The organism is Sporomusa sp. (assembly GCF_035561255.1).
In the GTDB taxonomy this organism is placed as follows: Bacteria; Bacillota; Negativicutes; order Sporomusales; family Sporomusaceae; genus Sporomusa.
In genome coordinates, this window is the sequence record NZ_DATMXX010000060.1 from 1 (window position 1) to 22,812 (window position 22,812).

At 46.2% G+C, this 22,812-nt stretch carries 17 protein-coding genes and 1 riboswitch; of the genes, 10 read left to right on the forward strand and 7 right to left on the reverse strand.

Features of this window, described 5'->3' with window-relative positions:
* The 3 genes from VN379_RS03135 to VN379_RS03145 all read left to right on the forward strand — a co-directional run.
* A partial coding sequence (locus tag VN379_RS03135) for a TetR/AcrR family transcriptional regulator (protein ID WP_325530698.1) occupies positions 1-638 on the forward strand: 638 nt, incomplete at its 5' end.
* 28 nt (positions 639-666) lie between these two features.
* Positions 667-1,806 carry an efflux RND transporter periplasmic adaptor subunit gene (locus tag VN379_RS03140; protein ID WP_414714950.1) on the forward strand — a complete coding sequence of 380 codons (1,140 nt, stop codon included), beginning with the start codon at positions 667-669 and terminating at the stop codon, positions 1,804-1,806.
* A 13-nt stretch (positions 1,807-1,819) separates the two neighbouring features.
* Entirely contained in the window at positions 1,820-4,954 is a 3,135-nt protein-coding gene (locus tag VN379_RS03145; protein WP_325530702.1) for a multidrug efflux RND transporter permease subunit, read from the forward strand.
* Between the two features lie 66 nt (positions 4,955-5,020).
* Here VN379_RS03145 and ribB read toward each other — a convergent pair whose 3' ends face one another.
* Both ribB and VN379_RS03155 read right to left on the reverse strand, forming a co-directional pair.
* Positions 5,021-5,668: a 3,4-dihydroxy-2-butanone-4-phosphate synthase gene (ribB, locus tag VN379_RS03150; RefSeq protein ID WP_325530704.1), complete on the reverse strand. Its 648-nt coding sequence runs from the start codon at positions 5,666-5,668 to the stop codon at positions 5,021-5,023.
* A gap of 97 nt (positions 5,669-5,765) precedes the next feature.
* Positions 5,766-5,908: riboswitch (FMN riboswitch) on the reverse strand.
* Positions 5,909-5,967: 59 nt separating this feature from the next.
* Positions 5,968-6,822 (reverse strand): AraC family transcriptional regulator, encoded by an 855-nt coding sequence (locus tag VN379_RS03155; protein ID WP_325530706.1) that lies wholly within the window; start codon positions 6,820-6,822, stop codon positions 5,968-5,970.
* 347 nt (positions 6,823-7,169) lie between these two features.
* Between VN379_RS03155 and VN379_RS03160 the strand changes: the two genes are divergently transcribed.
* The 7 genes from VN379_RS03160 (at position 7,170) to VN379_RS03190 (ending at position 15,363) form a co-directional block, all read left to right on the forward strand.
* Complete coding sequence (locus VN379_RS03160) at positions 7,170-8,195, forward strand: C4-dicarboxylate TRAP transporter substrate-binding protein (RefSeq protein WP_325530708.1); 1,026 nt, start codon at positions 7,170-7,172, stop codon at positions 8,193-8,195.
* Positions 8,196-8,280: 85 nt separating this feature from the next.
* Positions 8,281-8,778, forward strand: coding sequence for a TRAP transporter small permease (locus VN379_RS03165; RefSeq protein ID WP_325530710.1), 498 nt, complete (start codon positions 8,281-8,283; stop codon positions 8,776-8,778).
* A 1-nt stretch (position 8,779) separates the two neighbouring features.
* Positions 8,780-10,060 (forward strand): TRAP transporter large permease, encoded by a 1,281-nt coding sequence (locus tag VN379_RS03170; RefSeq protein WP_325530712.1) that lies wholly within the window; start codon positions 8,780-8,782, stop codon positions 10,058-10,060.
* Between the two features lie 158 nt (positions 10,061-10,218).
* On the forward strand, positions 10,219-11,295 hold the full coding sequence (locus VN379_RS03175) for a mandelate racemase/muconate lactonizing enzyme family protein (protein ID WP_325530714.1): 1,077 nt from the start codon (positions 10,219-10,221) through the stop codon (positions 11,293-11,295).
* Positions 11,296-11,311: 16 nt separating this feature from the next.
* Positions 11,312-12,085 carry an SDR family oxidoreductase gene (locus tag VN379_RS03180; RefSeq protein ID WP_325530716.1) on the forward strand — a complete coding sequence of 258 codons (774 nt, stop codon included), beginning with the start codon at positions 11,312-11,314 and terminating at the stop codon, positions 12,083-12,085.
* The gene (locus VN379_RS03185) at positions 12,075-13,100 is read left to right on the forward strand and encodes a zinc-binding alcohol dehydrogenase family protein (protein ID WP_325530718.1); all 1,026 of its coding nucleotides are present in this window, start codon (positions 12,075-12,077) and stop codon (positions 13,098-13,100) included. The genes VN379_RS03180 and VN379_RS03185 overlap by 11 nt, the downstream gene beginning before the upstream one ends.
* 244 nt (positions 13,101-13,344) lie before the next feature.
* Complete coding sequence (locus VN379_RS03190) at positions 13,345-15,363, forward strand: Na+/H+ antiporter (protein ID WP_325530720.1); 2,019 nt, start codon at positions 13,345-13,347, stop codon at positions 15,361-15,363.
* A 112-nt stretch (positions 15,364-15,475) separates the two neighbouring features.
* Here VN379_RS03190 and VN379_RS03195 read toward each other — a convergent pair whose 3' ends face one another.
* The 5 genes from VN379_RS03195 to VN379_RS03215 all read right to left on the reverse strand — a co-directional run bounded on the left by VN379_RS03195 (position 15,476) and on the right by VN379_RS03215 (position 22,685).
* A complete protein-coding gene (locus VN379_RS03195; protein WP_325530722.1) occupies positions 15,476-18,541 on the reverse strand; it encodes an efflux RND transporter permease subunit in 3,066 nt (1,021 codons plus the stop codon).
* Positions 18,538-19,605, reverse strand: a complete 1,068-nt coding sequence (locus VN379_RS03200) for an efflux RND transporter periplasmic adaptor subunit (protein ID WP_325530724.1) — start codon at positions 19,603-19,605, stop codon at positions 18,538-18,540. Before VN379_RS03200 ends, VN379_RS03195 begins: the two co-directional genes overlap by 4 nt.
* A 130-nt stretch (positions 19,606-19,735) precedes the next feature.
* On the reverse strand, positions 19,736-20,311 hold the full coding sequence (locus VN379_RS03205) for a TetR/AcrR family transcriptional regulator (RefSeq protein ID WP_325530726.1): 576 nt from the start codon (positions 20,309-20,311) through the stop codon (positions 19,736-19,738).
* Positions 20,312-20,537: 226 nt separating this feature from the next.
* Positions 20,538-21,434, reverse strand: a complete 897-nt coding sequence (locus VN379_RS03210; protein ID WP_325530728.1) for a DMT family transporter — start codon at positions 21,432-21,434, stop codon at positions 20,538-20,540.
* Between the two features lie 69 nt (positions 21,435-21,503).
* The gene (locus tag VN379_RS03215) at positions 21,504-22,685 is read right to left on the reverse strand and encodes a PLP-dependent aminotransferase family protein (RefSeq protein WP_325530730.1); all 1,182 of its coding nucleotides are present in this window, start codon (positions 22,683-22,685) and stop codon (positions 21,504-21,506) included.
* Between the last annotated feature and the right edge of the window lie 127 nt (positions 22,686-22,812).

Consider the following 22,812-nt stretch of genomic DNA (forward strand, 5'->3'; position numbering starts at 1 on the left):
CCAGAATATTACGAAAGAAGGTGAGGACAGCGAAAGTAGAAATATGTACAGATAAGCCAACCGTTAATAAAATTATTGAAGCGGCAATTCCATTATTTGCAACCAAGGGCATAGCTGCCGTTTCAGTTAAAGAACTAGCTGATGCCGCCGGCGTAAACATTGCACTGATTTCTTATTATTTCGGCGGAAAAGACAATTTGTATGCATACGTACTGGAAAAACAATTGTCAATATTAGGGGATGCAATCGATATTATCAGTAAAGAAGATATCTCAGCTATTATGAAAATAAGGCGATTTGCGGATAATCTGGTTGTTATCTATAGCAAGAACCCGTATATAGATCAGCTTTTTTTCATTGAAATCTTCAATCCAACCAAATATTTCGATAGCATTGTAAAAACGGCAGTTGGCCGTATGCATCATTTCTTACGAAATTGTATTAGCGATGCAGTATCTAACGGAGAATTTAGATCTGATATTGATCCAGCCTTTGCTGCCATGTCGCTGATAAAAATATTGAATTTGTCATTTACATCTCAGCATCTTTGCAAAGAGCTTCTACCAGACACAGAAAATCTGGCGCAGCGATATATGGCCCAGGCGGTTGAGATCTATTTACACGGAGTCACAAAATAACTTTTTAAAAATAACATAGCGAGGAGAAATGACGGTGAACAGAAAAAACATTATATGGCTGGCTGTACTTCTTGTACTTTTTACAGCAGGATGCAGCAAACAACAAACCGCCCGCCCACCGCAGGAGGTTGTGGTTAAGGCAATGCAGGTCATGCAGCAGGATACACCTGTTACATATGAGTTTGTTGGCGAAATTGTAGCAAAAGATGAAGTCCAAATCAAAGCTCAGGTCTCTGGTAATGTGGCCCGTAAATTAGTTAAAGGCGGCGATACTGTCCGTGTCGGACAGCCATTATTCGAGATTGACCAACGCAATTATATAGCGGCAGTAGCCGATGCTCAGGCCCAGGTGGCGCAAGCCCAGGCCTCACTTAGCAACGTCCGCCGTGATGTTGTGCGTTATCAAAGCCTTGCCAGCCAAGGGGGCATCGCGGCCCAGATTTTAGATACCTCCGTATCGCAGGCCGAGCAGGCGCAATCCCAGGCAAACGCCTATTTAGCCAAACTGGAGCAGGCCCAGAATGATTTGTCAGACACATTAATCGTATCCCCGGTAGACGGCCGGATTGGCGTAGGCGAGTTGAGTGTCGGTATATATGCCCAGGCTGGCAGTACAGTACTCGCAACAGTTTCCACAGTAGACCCTGTGCTAGTTCGTTTTAGCATGAGTGAAAATGAGTATTTAAAATTCTCCCGGTTGGGCAATACCCCCGATTCCTGGGGGAAAAACCTTAGCCTTATTCTCAGCGATGGCAGTAAATACCCGCTTACCGGCCAGTTAGAGCAGATTGACCGGGGCTTGAGCAACCAGACTGGCACCCTGGCTATGAAGGCAGCTTTTGGCAATCCGAAACAATTGCTGGTACCTGGCATGTTTGCCCGGATAGTGGCAATCGGCGAAACAAGGCCGGGGGCCTTACTGATTCCCCAGCGTGCTGTTCAGGAAATGCTGGGTAAAACCTTTGTCACAGTAGTCGGTGCCAATAATGAAGCGGTAACCAAACCGGTAAAACTGGGACCTAAAATAGACAGTCTGCAAATTGTAGAAGACGGACTTACAAACCAGGATGTTGTTGTCGTTGAAGGATTTGCAAAAGCGCAGCCAGGATCTCCACTCAAAATTACAATGATCGGGCTGAATGACCTGACTATTCCGGTCTCGAAGTAAGGGGGCGGGCTTTATGGCACAATTTTTTATTAACCGACCGATCTTTGCGATCGTCATAGCAATTCTTATTACGCTGGCAGGCGGCATTGCCGCTTTTAATCTGCCTATCGCCCAGTATCCGCAGATTACACCGCCACAGGTCAGCATCAGTACTATATATACTGGTGCCAACGCTGATGTAGTAGAGAAAACGGTAGCCCAAGTTATCGAACAGCAGGTAAACGGCGTTGAAGGCGCAGTCGCTATGACCTCAACCAGCGCCGACTCAGGCCGCTATTCACTCAACGTTAAATTCGAACTGGGACAAAATCCGGATATGGTGACAATGTACACACAAAACCGTGTGGCTCAGGCTAATTCCGGCCTGCCCCAGGATGTACAGCTTACCGGCGTAACAACCCGCAAGGTTTCACCTGATACGGCTTTGTACTTCAGCCTTATTTCACCAGATAACACCTATGACAGCGTATTCCTTAAGAATTACGGCAGCATCAACATTATTGACGACATCCGCCGGGTGAAGGGCGTAGGTGATATTGGGGAATACGGCTCCGACTTCAGCATGCGTGTTTGGCTCAAACCGGATAAGCTGGCCCAGCTAGGCGTTACTGCCTCAGATGTTGCCAGTGCCATAAAAGAGCAAAACGTACAGGCCCCGGCCGGCACCATCGGCCAGCTTCCCTCGGTGGCCCACCAGGAATTCCAATATACGGCCAGTATTCAGGGCCGTCTTGTCACCGAAGAGGATTTTAGAAAAGTAATCATTCGCTCTCAAGCCGATGGCTCGGCTATTCACCTGGGTGATGTAGCCACTATTGAGCTGAGCGCCAAAGACAATACTTTTAAAAGCAGCTTCGATGGCAATGATTCGGTTGTTTTTGCCGTTCAACTGACAACCGAGGCTAATGCCCTGGAGACTATTGCCGGTGTCCGTCAGGTCATCGAGGATGCAGCCAAACGTTTCCCGCCAGGAATGGAATACCGTATCCTTACTGATAATACCAAATATATCAGAGAATCTTTAGAAAAGGTTTTCCATACTTTCGTGGAAGCCCTGGCCCTAGTATTGGTTATTGTGTATCTGTTCCTGCAAAATTGGCGGGCCACACTAATTCCGATGCTGGCAGTGCCGGTTTCCCTGATCGGAACCTTTGGAGCTTTTGTACTATTAGGGTTTTCCATCAATACACTGACACTGTTTGCCATGGTTCTGGCCATTGGCCTGGTGGTTGATGATGCAATTGTCGTTGTTGAGGCGGTTGAACACCACATGCGTCATTCCGGCCTCAACCCGAAAGATGCTACCGTCCGTGCTATGAAAGAGGTATCCGGTCCGGTTATCGCTATCGCTTTCGTGCTTGCATCTGTTTTTATTCCGGTTGCCTTTTTTGGAGGAACTACCGGTGTTTTGTACAAACAATTTGCGTTGACAATCGCTGTTTCCATGGCGCTGTCGGCGATAGTGGCCCTGTCACTGACACCGGCGTTATGCAGCCTGTTACTGCAGCCTTATACCGGTGAGAAGCGCACAGGCATCATGGGGAGATTTTTCGACCGTTTTAACCTGTGGTTTGAACGCATAACCGAGAAATATTCCAGCGGCGTCCAGCACTCTATTCGCCGGGCCGGCTTATGTTGTGTAGGTCTGGCAGTCATCGTCATCTTGTGTGTCGGTATGCTGCGGATTATTCCTTCTACCTTTGTTCCCAGTGAAGACCAGGGCTTCCTGTTATCAGTTGTCAGCTTGCCTGAAGCAGCTAACATGAACCGTACCCGGGCGATTGCCACTCAGGTCGGCGAAATCTACCGTTCACTGCCTGGGGTGGAAGACACTATGGAAATAGCCGGGTTCGATATTCTGGCCGGTGGCCAAAAGTCGAACGGCGCGATGGTTATTGCCAGTATGAAACCCTGGGCGGAACGAACAGAACCTAATATGCAGCTTAATGCTGTAATTGGGCAAGCCATGGGAAAGGTAAGCGCAATACCTGAGGCTACTGTATTTGCCTTTAATCCACCTGCCTTACCGGGAATCGGCGCTGTCGGCGGCCTCACCTTTATGATTCAGGACAGAGGCGGCTCATCGCTGGAGGAAATCAATAATGTATCCCAGCAGTTTACCGCGGCCGCCCGGAAGCGCCCTGAGCTTGGCATGGCCCAATCAAGTTTCCGTGCAGATACGCCATCTTACAGATACGAAGTAGACCGGGAAAAAGCCAAAGCGCTGGGCATTCCGGTCCAGGATATCTTTACAGCACTGCAAACCTTCCTGGGAGGCGTTCAGGTCAACGACTTTAACCGCTTTGGCCGGACCTACAAGGTTATGTTGCAGGCTGAGCCTGAATTCCGCGCCGATGCGGACGCGACCCGCTTCTTTTATGTGCGCAGCTCTGCCGGTACCATGGTACCGCTTAATACACTGGTCACACCGGTTTCAACCAGCGGCCAGACACTGATCAAACGCTTTAACGGCTATCCAGCTATGCAGATCAATGCAACTACAGCGCCGGGTTACAGCTCAGGCCAGGCAATGAAGGCCCTGGAAGAGGTAGCGGCTGAGGTATTGCCCACAACATTTACTTATGAATGGGCCGATCTAAGTCGTGAAGAGAAACTTTCCAGTGGTCACACGCCGGTTATCTTTGGATTTGCCTTGCTATTCGTGTTCTTGTGCCTGGCAGCCTTATATGAAAGCTGGAACATTCCTTTTGCCGTATTGCTGTCAGTTCCCACAGGCATTTTGGGCTCAGTGCTGCTCCAATATGCCCGGGGACTCGAAAACAGCGTTTATATGCAGATCGGACTGGTTATGCTCATCGGCCTGGCGGCCAAAAACGCTATCCTGATCGTAGAATATGCCAAAGTACGGACTGATAGCGGTATGGATCCGGTACAGGCAGCGATTGAAGCTTCTAAACTCAGGCTGCGGCCAATTCTGATGACGTCATTTGCCTTTATTTTGGGTTGTATTCCGCTGGCATTATCAACAGGCGCCGGCGCTGCCGCCCGGGCATCTCTTGGCACAACAGTTGTCGGTGGCATGATAGCAGCCACCGGTCTGGGTATCTTTTTGGTTCCTGTATTATTTGTTCTAATTGAACAGGGAACTGCTAAATTCAAAGCTTTTAGGGCAAGACGCACCGTTTGATACAACTAATGTTTCACTTATCATTAAGAAAAAATCCGTAGACGTTTTTCGTCTACGGATTTTTTTCTATTTAATTGCAACTACTTGCCGATAATTAATGATATCTTCAACAGTAACCACCGGCATATTATTCTTTTCAGCAAAAGTTACTATCTCCGGCAAACGAGCCATAGTACCATCCGGATTAGTGAGCTCACACAATACACCGTAAGGGCTTAATCCAGCAAGCCGCATTAAGTCGACATTAGCTTCTGTATGACCGGCCCGCTCCAGCACACCGCCAGTCCGCGCTCTTAAAGGAAATACGTGGCCTGGACGATGCAGGTCATCCGGACATGCATCAGTGGCAATCGCAGCCTGTACTGTCGCAACACGGTCAGCAGCCGAAACACCTGTAGTTACGCCGCTTGCAGCTTCAATCGAAACGGTAAATGCAGTTTGGAAGTGACTGGAGTTATTATCAACCATCATTGGTAAATCTAATGCCTGCACCTTTTCTTCAGGTAAGCATAGACAAACAATCCCGCTTCCTTCGCGAATCAGCATCGCCATCTGCGGCTCAGTCAATGTCTCAGCCGCAAAAAATATATCTCCCTCATTCTCCCTTTGTTCATCATCAGTAACCAGGACTCCCTGGCCTTTACGCAACGCGTTAAGGGCCCTTTCCACCCGCTCCTGATAATCGCCAAACTGTGCTAATAAATTCTGATTCAAAGTCGTCGCCTCCTATTGTTAGTCGACTCACCCGAATCAGGGCGTTGGGGGACAGATAGCTATAAGTAATCTTATCATAAATAACAACGGCTAACTGTCTCATCCTCTTTCGTCCGGACTATACCGTCGGCTCTGGCATCTCACCAGATCTGCTGACCTCCTGAATAAGGAGCGCTCGCGGGCTCCCCAGTTACCTGGGATACCGCCGGTGGGGACTTGCACCCCGCCCTGAGAATAAGTCTAGTTATAGAATACTACTTTCCCTTATATTGTCAAGCTTGCATTTTAGATCTTTATAGCTAATTGCTGTCGCTTCTAATAGGGATAAACTGTTTTCTATACTTAGCAGGCGTAAGCCCAAACCGCTCTTTAAAGACATGATAAAAGTGGCTTAGACTGGAAAAACCCGACTCCATGCATACATCAACTATTTCCATATCAGTGTGCAGTAAAAGATTAAGGGCATAATTAATTCTTTGTTCGTTAATATATTCGGTTGGTGTAGCATTCAGGTGTTTCTTAAATAACCGGCATAGATGCTCATGGCCAATATCGGCCAAGCCGAGCAGAGCAGGCAGGCCTTTTGTAAAATTACTTTTTTTCTTCATCTCTGACAAGATAACAACAAGCCATGATGGCACATCATCCCGTTCGGCTGTCGCAAGTGTAAAATATTTGGTTAATAACTCAAATAACAAAATACGCAGATTAGTTTTTACAGAGTTTGTTTCATTGATATTAATCAGATTCAGGCTCTCCATGCGGGTTTGGATAATCTTCTTTTCCGCATGCGTCAGGATTACTGAAGGCGGTATTTCGGATTGCAGCAGCATTTCTTTAGGGAAACCGGCACTCAGATATTGCATTAATTCGTCCATGGTCTCTTTTGAAAATGCGACATTAATGTGTAGTCCCTCAGAGAGATACTCCTTATAATGAATATCCTGAATACGGATTAAGGTAAGCGATGCTTCTGCCAGCACAGTCTTTTTACCATTAATAATTAATAGCTGCTTACCCTTAACGATCAACAGCAATTCATAAAAATCATGAACATGAGGAAATTTTGCGCCTTTATAAGAGGAGGCTATCGCATAATGGGCTTCTGTTTCAGGATTAAGGATAAACTTGGCTTTTCGCTCATAACACGTCACCAGGTAAGCCTCCCTTCTTTAAATAAGTCAAAATAACGGAAAAATTCTGTCAAGGCAGAACAAGAAATACTCATCAAACTCCCCTTATAATTGGCTTAGTTCTCTTGATCTTACCTGTCTCCAGCCGGTTATCGCGATCAATAGTAGGTCAGAAGAATCCTGCGCAAAGTTCTTGCTAAACGTATTTGCCGTAACCAATATGCTTTATCTATGAAAATAATAATGCATATTACGACAAATGACAACTCCAAATGACCAGGCTATAACACTGTACGGGAGGAGTGATTCTGGCAATATGTTTTAGGTCTTAAACCTAACTATGTTCTAAAACGAGAGGAGACTGTAAAATGAACAAACTGTTTAACCGCAAATTCATCCTTGTATTGGTTTCCTGCATAATCGTTATGTCTCAGGTATTAGCCGGTTGCGGTAGTAATAAAGACGCAAAGAAAACTGCGGCCGACGATAAAATCATCATTAAAATTGCCTATGGCAACAATGTAGGTGAGCCTAATGATAAAGCGGTCCGCGAATGGGGACGGCTGATGAAAGAAAAGAGCAATGGCCGGGTTGAGTTCCAGTATTACCCGAGTTCCCAGTTAGGATCTCAAAAGGATGTTACTGAACAGTTGACTATTGGTTCCAATGTCATTACCATCTCTGACGGTGGTTTTCTCATGGACTATGTCCCGGAGTTCGGAATAACGTTTTTACCCTACATCTTCGATAATAAAGAACAATTATACAAATTGGTTGACAGTGATCTGTTTAAAGACCTGTCCAAAAAACTGGAGGCTAAGGGGCTGTATGTTGTCCATAGCAAATGGATCTATGGGGAACGCCACCTGATTGCTTCCAGGCCGGCAACAACACCTGAAGAACTCAAAGGCCTAAAGATCCGGGTTCCCAATATTAGACTCTCCACTGAAATGATTAATGCTATGGGTGCGGTATCCACCCCCCTGCCACTGGCTGAAACCTATCCGGCCCTGATGCAGGGTGTTGTTAACGGCGCTGAGAATCCCATCCCGGTGCTATATGGCAGTAAAATGTTTGAAGGGGCCAAATACTTGATGCTGACCCGCCATCAGGTCAATATGTCTTCCTGGATCGCCGGCAAAAAATTTATTGACAAACTGCCGCCAGACATCGTACAAATGCTTAAAGAGACAGGTGAAGAAGCCGGCAGATTCTTAGAAAAAGAGAATGAGCGAGCTGATAAAGAATCCCTTGATAAAATGAAAGCGGCCGGCGTGCAGGTAGTGGAGGTTGACCGCACCGCATTCAAAGAAGCCATGAAAGATTTCCCCAAAAGGTTTAAAGAGTTTCCGCCTGAGTTAATGGATAAAGTATACGCAATCATTAAGCAGTAACAATACAGCTATAATGTCGGGTGTCGTTGGCCACGGTTGCATAAGCCGTGGCCGTTTACTCGAAATACAAGTGGGATGTGATAATGTGGGATTCACGCTTTGGAAAATAGTCAAAAATCTTGATGAGCTTCTTGGCATGCTGTCGATGGCATTCATTATTCTTTTGGCTTGTGCTAATGTATTTATGCGTTATGTAGTCGGCAGCCCCTGGGGCTGGGTTGAGGAAATAACTATTTTCACCTTTGTCTGGCTGACAATGTTTGGTGCAGCAGCAGTTGTTAAAGTCGAAGGTCATTGCAGTATTGATGTGCTCACCCGTAAGCTGCCGCCAGGACCAAGGCGGATTGTCAGCCTATTTGCTGATAGTTGTGTGCTTATTACCCTGGTTCTTCTGATTTGGTACGGAACCGAGCTCACCTTGCTGGCCACCAATAAGATTACTCCTATATTAGGAATACCTTACTCTTATGTCGATGCCGCCATTCCGGTCTCAGGTGTAATAATGTTTATTTACTACCTGCAGATTGCCTGGCTGCATCTTACTGGCCGAGAGCCAAACTGCAATACGGAGGAATTACATTAATATGTCTGTTTTAATTGCTTCGCTTTTTATGCTTGCCTTATTTGGGATTAATGTTCCGGTAGCTTTCGCGGTTACTTTGGCAACGTTTATATATTTTTTTCTTGCCAATGATCTATCGGCAGTTATGGTTATCCAGCGGATGGTCGGTGGTGCCGACAATGTGCCGCTGCTGGCAATCCCGTTTTTTATGATGCTTGGCTCAATTCTCAATTATACCGGTATCACACAGCGCCTGTTAAGACTGTCCGATGTTCTTTCCGGTCATTTACGCGGTGGTCTGGCGCAAACCAATGTAATATTGGGAGCACTTATTGGCGGCCCATCTGGCGCAGGACTGGCCGATGCAGCAATGATTTGCAAGGTGCTGGTACCTGAGATGGTACGCAATGGTTACAGCCGCCCCTTTGCTGCAGCGCTAACTTCGGCATCAGCCCTGTTAGGTCCGATTCTGCCGCCAGGCATTGGTTTGATCATTTATGGCTTTGTCTCAGATACCTCAATCGGTAAATTATTTCTGGGCGGTATGGGCCCTGGAATCCTGCTCACCATTTTACTGATGGCAGCTGTGGACTATGTTGCCAGAAAACGGGGCTATAAACCGACAAGGACAAAAAAACCTACGGTTAAAGAAGTAGCGTTGGCGGCAAAGGATGCTGTGTGGGGCCTGATGCTGATGGTCATTATTCTCGGCGGCATCAGATATGGGGTGTTTACCCCCACCGAAGCCGGCGCAATAACAGTAATCTATGCATTGATTATCGGCTTGGCCTACAAAGAGACCAAGTGGTCTGATATTAAAGCAGCCTTGTCCGAATCAGCCCGTGCCAATGGCTCAATTATGCTTATCCTTATGGCTTCAGCAGGCTTTGCCTGGATTCTAACCTGGGAAGGCGTAGCCGAGAGTGTAACAATGATGATGACAGATGTTACCGACAACCCGGCAGTATTCCTCCTGATTGTTAACCTGTTGTTATTACTTGTCGGTATGTTCCTCGACGGAAATGCCGCCATCATAGTGTTAACACCGCTCTTAATGCCCACGGTTCACACTATGGGTATTGATCCGGTACATTTTGGTATCACCATGATCTTTAATCTCTCAATCGGAGCCATTACCCCGCCATTTGGCACAACTATGTTTTTAACCTGCAACCTGACCGGGGTAAAGATGGACGAATACCTTAAAGAGATTCTGCCCTTTTACGCAGCGCTGCTGGTTACCTTAGCTATTACTACCTATTATCCGCCGCTATCATTGCTCTTGGCAGACATGGTAAAATAATTTACTTAAATCAAAATAGCGAAAGAACTAGTCAAGCAGGAACAAGAAATAAATGCCCTTCCCCTTTATAATTTTCTTATAAACCTTACCCACCTGACTACTTAGAGAACATAGTTTAGTAAACAAACAACATCCACAGCCGAAATGGAGAGATTCAATTGACTAAGATTAAAAAAGTAAACCTATACCGGGCGGTATCCCCGCTCTCAAAACCGATTGCCGACTCTACTCATCAAATACCGGAGATTGCCTTCCTAATTGCCGAGGTTGAGCTGGCAAGCGGCATCACCGGTCAAGGCTACCTGCTGGCCTTTCATTACTCTCCCAATGCCATCAGCGGCGCATTGCGAGATATTAGGGATTTCGCCGTTGGCTATCACGCCTACGAGACCGGCCGGTTAATCAAGGACTATGAGCAGGAGGCCGAGTATTTCGGCAATAATGGCCTGCAAAAATGGGCCACAGCCACGATCAATGTCGCAATGTGGGACGCCTGGGCTAAATCCCTTAACCAGCCGATTTGGAAGCTGTTTGGCAAGACTGTCGATTGTGTGCCCATCTATGGCAGCGGCGGCTGGCTTTCCTACAGTGATGAGGAGCTTATTGACGAGGTAATGGATTATAAAAAACGTGGTTTTGCCGCAGTAAAAGTCAAAGTAGGTTCGCCAGAGGTAGAGCGCGACATTGAGCGGTTACGTAAAGTGCGCGCTGCTGTAGGGCCGCACCTTAAAATAATGATGGATGCAAACCAGGGAATGGACTTGTCAAATTCCATTAAACTCTCTACTATAGCTGCCGAAATCGGCATCCATTGGTTTGAAGAACCGCTAAACCATACCAATTTTACCGGGTATCAGTTATTACGGCATAAAACAGGCATCGCCCTGGCGATGGGCGAACGGGAATACGATCTGGAGCCGCTCAAAGAGCTTATTGCCCGCAACGCGCTTGATTTGTGGCAGCCGGATCTAATTCGCATCGGCGGGGTTGAAGCCTGGCGGCAATCTGCACTGTTGGCACATTCCTATCACTTACCGGTACTGCCTCATTACTATAAGGATTACGATGTTCCTTTGTTATGTACTGTCCCTAATCCCTATGGGGCCGAATCCTTCGACTGGGTCGACTGCATTATCGACAATAAGATGCGAATTGAAAACGGGTTCGCCTATCCCCGGGAACAGCCCGGCTGGGGCTTTAATTTCCTGAAACAGCATCTTACTGAAATCAAGTAGTAAAGGAGCTTCGCCGATGAATACCGCTATCTTAAAACAAACATTCTCATTGGAAGGCCGGGTTGGGATTGTAACAGGGGCTTCGTCAGGAATCGGCAGGGGTATCGCCCATTTACTTGCAGCTGCCGGGGCAAAGATTTATAACTTCAGCCGCCGGCCCACAAGTTCGGAGAACCTGGATTTTATCCTTAATCCGAATGTAGAGGATATTCAAATTGATTTGACCGATTTAGACAGACTCCAACGCACGGTAAATGAGGTTTGTGCTGCTGATGGTCTGGATTTCCTCATTAATAATGCCGGCATAACCAAACGGGTCCGGGCCGAGGATGTAGATCAAGCCTGGTGGAGTGCTATCCACAAAACCAATGTCGATGTCCCCTTTTTTCTGGCCCAAAACTGCTACCCTTATCTTACACGTTCTAAGCATGCCGGCCGTGTTGTAAACATCTCCTCAATGGCAGCTCACCTGGGCTTTGCTGAAGTAACGCCATATTGTTCGACTAAGGCGGCAATAACCGGCATCACCCGCGGCCTTGCTGTTGAATGGGCCGGCAATAATGTTCTGGTCAATTCAGTGGCGCCAGGCTGGATTCAGACCAACATGACACAAACAGTCGCTGATCCCGAGCGCCTGTCCAAAATTATTGGCAGGATGCCACTACACCGGTACGGTCATCCGCAGGCCGATGTCGGACCAATGGTATGGTTTCTTGTCAGTGATGCTGCCCGTTATATTACCGGACAGGATTTTGCTGTAGATGGAGGCGCGCTAAGTTATGGATTCTAACATGCAGGCAATTGTTTGCACCGAACCAAGTGTTCTCAGCCGCACAACCCGGCCGCTGCCGGCCCCCACCGCCGGTCAGGTATTAATCAAGGTTCAGGCCTTAGGGATTTGCGGTTCAGATATTCATGCTTTTCATGGTCGTCAACCCATGTTCTCCTATCCGCAGGTTATGGGCCATGAGATTAGCGGTCAGGTAATCAGTGTTGGCGCCAGCGTCAGCTCTATAACCCCCGGGCAACAGGTTATTGTCATTCCCTATGCTCACTGCGGTCATTGTGCCGCATGCCGGCGAGGTAAGACAAATTGCTGCACCAGCCTGTCAGTCATGGGTGTTCATCGTGGCGGTGCCCTGCAGGAATATATCGTGGTTGATGAAAAGTATCTGGTAGCCGTTGATGGGCTCGCTCACACAACAGCAGCCTTAATCGAGCCTTACGCCATCTCAGCCCATGCTGTCCGCCGCAGCGGCCTGGCAAGCGGCGACCAAGTATTAATCGTCGGCGCCGGGGCGATTGGCCTGGCAGCAGCCGATATTTCCCGGGCGCTCGGTGCTCAGGTCATACTTGCCGAGACCAACCCGGAACGATTGGCCGCAGCGGCTAACCGTTATGAATTTTCTCAATGCCTTAATCCGTTAAACAGTACTTTCGACCAGCAACTCAAAGATATGACAGACGGCAATGGCCCGGTTATCATTATTGATGCAACAGGCAACCCAGCATCCATGAACAGCCAGATTAACAGCTTGGCAGCAGGTGGCACTCTTGTTTTTGTTGGTTTGCATTCCGGCGAAGTTCAGTTTAACGATTTAGCCTTTCACAAGCGGGAGACTACCTTATGTGGCAGTAGAGGCGCTACCAGGGAAGACTTCCAAACAGTCATTGACTTGGCGGCAACAGGCAAAATTCGTTTGGTGCAGCTATGTTCCCTTACTGTTCCTTTTAACCAGCTTGATCAAACTGAATTTGTTAAACTGGCCTCACCGGAAGTGATAAAAGCAGTGATTACCTTTTAATGAAAAAAGCTGTGTTGAAACTATCGTTTCAGCACAGCTCTTTCTCTGCCTAATATACACATTCTCAAGTGAAGTAAAAAGCTCCTATTATACTACACTGCCAGTAACCCGGCATCATCATTCCTACCACTATGAGGTATGAGGTGCTGTAGCGAAACGAGCTATTAGACATATAGGGCTCCCCGTTTGGTCAATACTAAGACCGAAAATGAAAAAGCCAAGCTATACGGAGGTAAACACCACAATGGAATTATTCCTTGCGATACTGGTGCTGCTGTGCTTAATCGGTCTTTCCAATATTTTAAACAGGTTTATTCCCTTTGTCCCTGTACCATTGATTCAAATTGCATTGGGTGCCACTGTGGCGTACCTTCCCACCGGCATACTTTTACCGTTAAATCCAGAGTTGTTTTTCGTATTATTTATTGCTCCCCTTTTGTTTGCTGATGGAAAGCGCATGCCCCGGGAGCAATTATGGAACCTACGTCTACCTATTCTGCTGCTGGCCTTGGGATTGGTATTTGTTACAGTATTTGTTATGGGCTATGCCATTCATTGGCTAATTCCATCGATTCCTTTGCCAGCGGCTTTTGCATTAGCAGCCATATTATCACCTACAGACGCGGTTGCCGTTGGAGCGATAGCGGGACGAAGCGCTCTCCCCCCAGGGTTAATGCATCTTCTTGAAGGAGAGGCTTTGATGAATGATGCATCCGGTCTGGTTGCTTTTAAATTCGCAGTTGCAGCGGCAGTTACCGGCTTCTTCTCATTGGCGCAAGCATCGACCAGTTTTCTGTTCATTTCCATTGGCGGCCTTTTTAGCGGGATTTTACTTTCCTTTTTTATGATACGCTTGCGTCTAACCATTCGCCGTTTAGGGATGGAAGACGTAACAATGCATATGTTGATCCAGATCGTAACTCCCTTTGTCATTTATTTATTTGCAGAAGAAGTCGGGGTATCGGGTATCTTAGCTGTCGTAGCCGGCGGCATTATTCATGCAATTGAACGGGACCACGCAGAATCGATGATGGCGAAATTACAAGTAGTTTCAGTAAGTACCTGGTCTGTTATTCTGTTTATTTTAAACGGGATCGTTTTTCTGATCCTTGGGTTACAGATCCCGGATGTTACAACAGTAATATTCCGCGATGCTGCGATTAGCAATACCCAGGTTATTATCTATATCATTGCCATTTCATTTGGATTGATATTACTTCGATTTATCTGGAATTATCTGTTCTGGAAAGAAAAATGGATATCGAGCAAAACTGTTCTGCATTTTTCACGCCTACATTCTGTTATCTTAATTTCTTTATCCGGTGTCCGTGGCGCGGTTACACTAGCAGGGGCATTTTCCATTCCTTATGTTTTACAAGACGGAAGTCCTTTCCCCGAACGGGCATTGATTATCTTCCTGGCGGCTGGTGTCATTCTTTTTACCTTGGCTGCTGCAAGTATTATGTTGCCGATTCTTGCGGCAAAAGGGGTAAGTTCTATTGTTGCAGATCAAGCTGCGGTGGAATATACGGCGCGCAAAGAAATCATCCGGGCTGTGATTCAAGTGTTAAAAGAAGAAATGAATTATGAGAATAAGGCGGCAACATTGTCTGTCATTGCCTATTACGATAAACTCATGAAATTACCGCAAAACGAAAGTAAATATTTGTCAGATCCTCAACCACCTGGACAAGAAGCGGCTATTCGCATAGTTGGACTTCGCGCCGAGCAGACAGAAGCAGAACGTCTATTGAAAACCGGGCAGATCTCTCAAGCTACTGCATACAGCCTGCAAAAACACATCAACGCAGCAGAAACCGCTTTATCCAATAGACTCCAATTCAAAATCTTTCTTCTCAGTGTCTTAGTAAAACAATCTATTGCAAAATTAGTTTCCCGTAACAATAAAGCATTAAAAGAGGAAGTTCAAGAATACAAGTTTGCAAAAATTCAAACATCCAGTGCGGCAATCACGGCCATCAAGGAGCAAATGAGTGAGGAAACGAAACAGCTCTCGTTAGATCTTATTGCCAACTATCATAAATCGATTGAACGCTTAAGCACGAAGAGGCAGAATCCGCAAAAAAGGGCATTGTTTGAGAAACAAAAGAAAGAACTGCAGTTGAAAGCCATTCAAGTGGAGCGAAATGTAGTCCAATCTCTTTTTGAAAGCGGCGAGATCAGTCGTGATATTGCAAATAAGTTACGAAGATCAACTAATTATTTTGAAGCAACGATCCTGGATGATGACCTTAATAGTTAAATTAGCTCAATAGGGCGTTAAAGACACAGCGATTTAGGAAAAGCCCATCAATGCAGATGTATAACGCATTGGTGGGCTTTTCGAAAATACTACTCCTATTCCTTGACGACTATCAATCGGCCTTTTTCTCTTCTATCTCAGGTTTTACTTTAAACCATACAGCATACATTGTCGGTAAAACAAGCAATGTCATAACGGTTGCACCAAGCAATCCGCCGCCAATAGCCACTGCCATCGGCCCCCAGAAAGTACTGGGAACGAGTGGAAGCATTCCGAGTATTGCCGCCGCTGCCGTAAGCATAATGGGGCGAAGCCGCACTACAGCTGAATTGATAATGGCCTCCCACGGCGTCTCGCCTGCTTTGATATGCTGCTCAATCTGATCAATTAAAATAACCGAGTTACGGATAATCATCCCGCTAAGGGCTAAAATCCCTAGTTCCGCCACAAAGCCCATCGGCCGGACTGTTAACAGCATTGCCAGACTAACCCCGATGATGCCGAGAGGCGCGGTAAGAATGGTAAGAATCATTAAGGATACATTTTGCAGTTGCACCATCAGTAGGATTACGATAACCACGATCATCACCGGCACTGTTTTAAGTAAAAAGTCGATCGAGGTTTTACTTTTTTCCGACGATCCCCCAATATCAATACTATAACCGGGGGGGAGGCTCTCCCGTAATGACTTTAGGCTTTCATAGACTTTTTGGGTTGCATCATTACCTGTTACGCCATGGACTACCTCTGCCTGTACAGTAATCGTTGACTTTAGGTTATGCCGCCAGATTAACCCCTCTTCGGCATCATAACTTATTTTTGCAATTTGCTCCAAAGGTACAAATTTGCCGTTGCCGATGTGTACCGGCAAATCTTTGATACCGGCCAGATCTTTCCGGTTCTGGGCATCTATGCGAAATACAATCCCAACAGTCTTATCCTGCTCGTAGAACTCGGCAATAGAAGCACCGGAGAGCTGGGTTTGTAAATCCTGAGCCAAACCCTGGCTGGTAAGCCCCAGCATCCTTGCCTTGTCCTGATCAACGCTCAAATGCATGACTTTGCTTTTTTCATTCCAGTCAAGGTTAATCTTTGTAAGGCTTGGATTGTTTGCCATTACATCGCTGACCTGTTTTGCAATCTCACGTACTTTCTCGTGCTCATAGCCGGTAACACGCAGCATAACAGGATACTCAGAAGGTGGACCGGTTTGGATTAGCTTGACATGTCCCCGCACATTTTCAAAGTTGTCGTCAAATAGCTTATCGACTTTCTCATTCAAGGCTTCACGGGCCTGTAAGTCTTTCGCAACAATGATAAACTGAGCATAGTTGTTTGTCGGCAGCTTGGGCTCTATCGTAAGGATAAAGCGTGGTGCCCCCTTGCCGACATAATAACTGTAGCTCTCAATATCCGGATCGCCAGACAAATGCTCAGCAAGCTTTTTGGCTTCTTGCTCGGTTGCGGCCAGCGATGACCCTTCCGGCAACGTCATCTCCACGATTAGCTCAGGACGGACTGAAGGGGGGAAAAATTCCTGTTTTACAAACTTTAATAAGAAGATAGAGCCGATAAAACAGGCGACCGTTATACTAAGCACCATTTTCTTGTGATTCAGGCACCAAGTAAGCAATTGCCGAAACAGCCGGTAAAATCTGGTACCATACATATCATGACCTTGCTCTGCCGTATGCTTGGGCTTAATTAACTTATAGCCCAACAGCGGTGTTACCACAACCGATACAAGCCAGGAAATCAAAAGTGCAATTGTTATAACCGGGAAGAGACTGCTGGTAAATTCAGCCGCCGCACCTTTCGAAAATCCTATAGGTATAAAGCCGGCACAAGTGATCAGCGTACCTGTAAGCATTGGGAAAGCTGTAGCTGTATAGGCATAGCAAGCTGCCTCAAAGCGCCCCCACCCCTGCTCTAGTTTTACGGTCATCATCTCAATAGCAATGATCGCATCATCCACCAGCAATCCCAGAGCCATGATCAAGGCCCCTAGCGATACTTTGTGCAAATCTATACCCCAGATCTCCATACATACAAATATACCGGCAATAACCAGGGGAATACATAGGGCAACGACAATACCTGACTGAACACCAAGGCTGAGGAAGCTGACAGCTAACACAATAATGACGGCTTCCCACAGTGATTTAATAAATTCATCAATTGATTCTTTGACCACTTTAGGCTGGTTAGAAACTTGATTGATTTCCATGCCGAGTGGTAAATCTTTTTTGATCATAGCCGTGGTTTTATCCAGCTCTGCTCCCAGGGTAAGGATATTCCCCCCCTTATCCATAGAAAGAGCAATACCGATTGCTGGTTGCCCGTTAAAATACATTTTGGGTTCCATGGGCTCGGCATAACCACGCTCAATCTTAGCAATATCGCCCAAACGGAATGTCCGTTCATTGATTCGGATCGGCATATTACGAAGGCCATCGACATTTTCGAACATCCCTGATACCCGTAAATACACATTATCAGAGGATGTCTCCACCATACCTGAAGCGGTCATCGCACTCTGCGCTTTTACAGCAGTTATAATCAAATTGGGATCTATGCCAAGCCCGGCCAGTTTGCTGCTTTCCATCTCAATATATATTTTCTCTGGTTGAATACCGATGAGCTCAACCTTTTTTACATTGCTTACTCCCAGTAATGTCCTGCGGATTTGCTCGGCTTTTTCCCGCATATCCTCATAGCTGTATTCATCTGATGTAAGGGCATAAATACTGCCGAATACGTCATCAAACCGGTCATTGAATGCAGGTCCAACTACCCCCTGTGGCAGTGTTCCTTTGATATCATTGACCATATTGCGTACTTCAAGCCAGGTGGGCCGGACATCTTTTTCATTTACCGAATCCTTTAGTATTACATAGATCACAGCCTGGCCTGGCCGAGAATAGCTTTTTAAATAATCCAGGCCAGGGGTATCCTGCAACTTTTTCTCAATTTTGTCTGTTACCTGCTCTTCTACCTCACTGGCATTGGCCCCAGGCCAGGAGACCGACACAATCATTTGCCTGATCACGAAATCAGGATCTTCCATCCTGCCCAGTTTTTGGTAGGAGAATATTCCGGCTACAAAAACCAACAAGACAAAAAAATACACGAGTTGCTTATGGTTAAGGGCCCATTCTGTCAGATTTGGCTTGCTCATATCCGCACCTTTTGTCCTTCCCGCAGCTTTTGGACGCCGGCGGTAACAATCACATCTCCATCCTGAAGCCCCTCCAGAATCTGAATCTTTCCGTCACCGAAGGCTCCCGCTTTTATGGGACGCAGATTTACTACGCCATCTTTGATAATCCATACATTTGGTGTATGGCCAGTCTGATAGATTGCCGAGAGGGGGATATAAACTGCTTGCTGGTTAGCGGAGCCCGCCACTGCCACGCTGGCAGTCATGCCTAGATTGACACCTGCCGGAGGATTGATTAAACTAATTCTGGTTTTATAGGTTCTGGCCACTCGATCAGCCACCGGTGAAATCTCTCTAATTTTCCCCTCTGCAGTAACGCCTGGCAGTGCCCAAAAGCTGATTTGCACTTGCTGTGTATTACGCATTTCATCAATACGGTTTTCCGGTACATTAATTTCAATCTCCCGTTCACCATCCTTCACTAAGGTGAGGATAGGCTGGCCGGCGCTAACTACTTGTCCGGCCTCGGCATTAACGCTTGAAATAACCCCGGCACTATCGGCGACCAGAGAGCTATAGCCTAATTGATTAGCGCCCTGGGTATATTGGGCCGATGCTTGGCGGACGGCGGCCAGGGCAACATCATACGCGTTTTGGTATTGATCCAGCTGCATCCTGCTGGCGGCACCCTGCTCATATAAATTACGATAACGTTCCAGATTCGTCTCGGCCAAACTCAATTGGGACTGGGCTGAAGCTACTTGCGCTGAGCTAATGTTTACCGTTTGTGCTATGTCCTTTGCATCGATTTCCAGCAGAACATCTCCAGGATTAACGACACTGCCGAGCTCTACATTTCTCTTCATAATCTTTCCGCTCACCTGAAAAGCAAGCTGCGTCTCATACCTGCCGCGCACTTCCCCGGAATAGTTTGCTGCTTGCCCGGAAGCGTCCAGCTTGACTACTTGTGAGCGAACAAGGGGTATATCTTCCTTGACTGTCTCTGCTTTTGAGCAGCCAGTAAGACTGAAGGATATAAGCAGGATAAATAGTACGGTGCAGTTAGCTATAGATTTGCGCATTAAAAGACCCTCCTCTAACATTTCAGACATATTTGTCAGATATCTCTTTAATCATAAAGTGTTGCCACATTCTAACCGCCATAGATTAAAGGCAATCCAACTATATAAACTATAATTAGCCGGATTTTATTTATTTCTTTACAAGCGCGTTGACAATGAAATCGATAAGTACCTCTGTATAATGCTGCTCATTCTGCTCCTGGCAAAGCGGCCCGGTGCGCGCATAGCTGAAAGCTTGGAACAACTTAAAACCGGCATATGCTACGATTTTCTCATCAACATCGCGAAACTTTCCTTGCTGTTTACCCTCGCGAATAATCTGGGCGATGATTGAGATAATCTCTTCATCAATGATTTCGTGATATTTTCTATTTATAAAAGCCAGAAACAACTCATCGTCTTTTAGTATTCTTGTGATAAAGTGGTCCTGGTTAAAGTGCAATATTGCCTTGCGAGTTAGTTGTATTAGTCTCTCAAGCGGGTCAGACACATTCCCCAGCTGCGCAAATAGCAGCTCTATTGTTTTATGGCATTCACGTAAAAGAAGACATCTGAACATATCCTCTTTGTCTGCAAAGTGTTCGTAGATTGTCTTCTTTGAAATCTTACAGTCCTTACTAATTTCATCCATCGTTGTCTTCTTAAAACCAAAGCGTTCCATTCGTTCTTTTGCTTTATCAAGAATAAGATTCTTTACGTCATCCATTATATTCCCCCCATTCTATAAGACCCAATCGGGTAAGCTACTGTCATTTTCTCCCCCACTTATAAACTATTATAGTATTTTGGTTTCCAAAAATCAATAGGACTCTGCTTTCTCAAAAATCAGAGTTGCAATTCACACGTTAAAGCTGGCAGGCCCCTTTCTGAAATAATTCAAGAAGGGGCCTGCCAGCTCCATAACCTCCAGAAGGCAGGGAATAGAACCAGGTTTATATGCCCTGGTTTTCACCCTGCACATTATTGTTTCTCTGGACAGAGGCCACCGCTGCGATGACCAGAATAATGCCAAACAGTTGCCAGTTACTTAGGATTTCACCAAAAAACAATGTCCCCACCACTGTGGCCACGATCGGCTCCAGCGTTGCAGCGATAGCGGCCCGGCCTGCTTCTATATAAGATAAAGCAATTGTGTAGCACCAATAAGCAAGAACAGTGGAAAAGAAACTAAAGCCAATACTGTAGGCGACCACCGGCCAGTGATAAAACAGGGCTCTCGTTTCCCAAAGTTCACTTACAGGCAGCATTACCGCAGCAGCGAACCAAAAGGTGTAGACAGTCACTGTCAACGCATTATAATGCTGCAGGGCAAATTTGCTAAAAATACTGTATAGCGCATAGCCAAAACCTGCTCCAAGGCCGGCAGCCAGACCGTAGAGCGATATCGCCCCCTGCAATCCCGGTAAAAATCCCACTACAAAGGCACAACCGCTGAAGGTGACGATAAGCGCTGCAACTTTGCCAGTGGTCAGTCTTTCACCAAAAAGAAATCTGGACAACACCAGCACAAAGGCGGGCGCAGTATAAAGCAGGATGGCAGCCACCGCCACAGAGGTCTCCTGAATGGCGGTAAAATAGCACCAGTTAAAAAAAGCAATACTGAATATACCGGTACCAATGAAGTATGTGCCATGAGCAGGCCGGATTCTCAGCAAGCTCCTATCTTTAATTGCAATATACACAGTCAGAATGATCGCACTGATGGCTACCCGCATAGCGACAATCTGCAGTGTCGTAAAACCATATTCTGCTAATCCTTTTACAAAGATCGAGATAATACCCCATAAGGTGGCTGCCACTACAATCAGGCCATATGCCCATGTCTTCATTAGTATCCCCGCTTCCACACTTTATGCATTACACCAACAGAGGGAGGTGCAACATTAGCCCCAGCAAATTCAGTAGTCCTTCAAGACCATTGCCAGACGTTTAATCCCTTCATAAATTCGTTCCTCCGGCATATTGGAATAATTCAGCCTAAAAGTGTTTTCTACCTGTCTGTTAGGGAAAAAAGAATCGCCCGGAACAAACGCCACATCGTGCTGGAGACAACGTTTTAATAATTCGACCGCCTTTATCCTTTGCGGCATCTCCACCCAGGTGAATAATCCCCCTTGCGGCCGGTTAAATTGTATATCCCCGATAAAGTGCTCTTGCATGGCATTGATCATCGCATCTCTGCGTTTTTTATAAACACTGATTATACGCTTAATATGTTCTTCAAAGTCGTATACTTCCATATACGCAGATATTTCCCTCTGACTGATAGAAGAAGTATGCAGATCGGCACCTTGCTTAATCAGCACAAACTTTTCAATAAAGCTACTGTCGGCAGCTATCCAGCCAATTCTAAGCCCTGGGCAGAATGTCTTGGAAAAGGTACTCACAAAGATGACAAGTCCTTTGGTATCAAAAGATTTAATCGACGGCAGAGGGCTTCCCTCGAACCGCAATTCGCCATAGGGATTATCCTCAACTACAGGAATCTCATACTTGTTTATAAGCTTAATAAATTGCTGACGCCGCTCTAAAGACCATGTCCTGCCGGTAGGGTTCTGGAAATCGGGAATAATGTAAATAAGCTTTACATTATCGACAGTTTGTAGAATTCTTTCCAATTCTTCGATTATCATACCGTTATCATCGGTAGGAACTTCTATGAAATTCGGTTCATAGGCCGAAAAAGCACTGATGGCTGCTAAATAGGTCGGACTTTCACATAACACGACATCACCTGTATTTATAAACAGCTTTCCCGAAAAATCAAGCGCTTGCTGCGACCCACTTGTTATCAAAACATTATTCGGTTGAACAATTGTTTTGAATTTGGCATTCATCCTGGCCGCAATCTTTTGGCGCAGCGGCTCGAACCCTTCAGTGGTAGAGTATTGGAGAGCCTGGCTTCCCGAATCCTTGAGCACTTTTACGGCAATATGTTTCATTTCTTCCACTGGAAATAACTCTGGTGCCGGAAGTCCCCCGGCAAAAGATATGACCTCCGGCCGCTGGGTAATCTTCAATATTTCACGAATCTCAGATCTTTTCAAGATCTCCGTTCGTTTGGCGAATGTTACAGCCACAATATCCCTCCTGTACGCAAAAGTACCGCCACCGCGGATCTGCAAATAATTTCCTCTTATCATACATCTTCAGCAGACAACCGTAAATATCCAATATTGACATTTTATAAGTAATTGGATACTATAT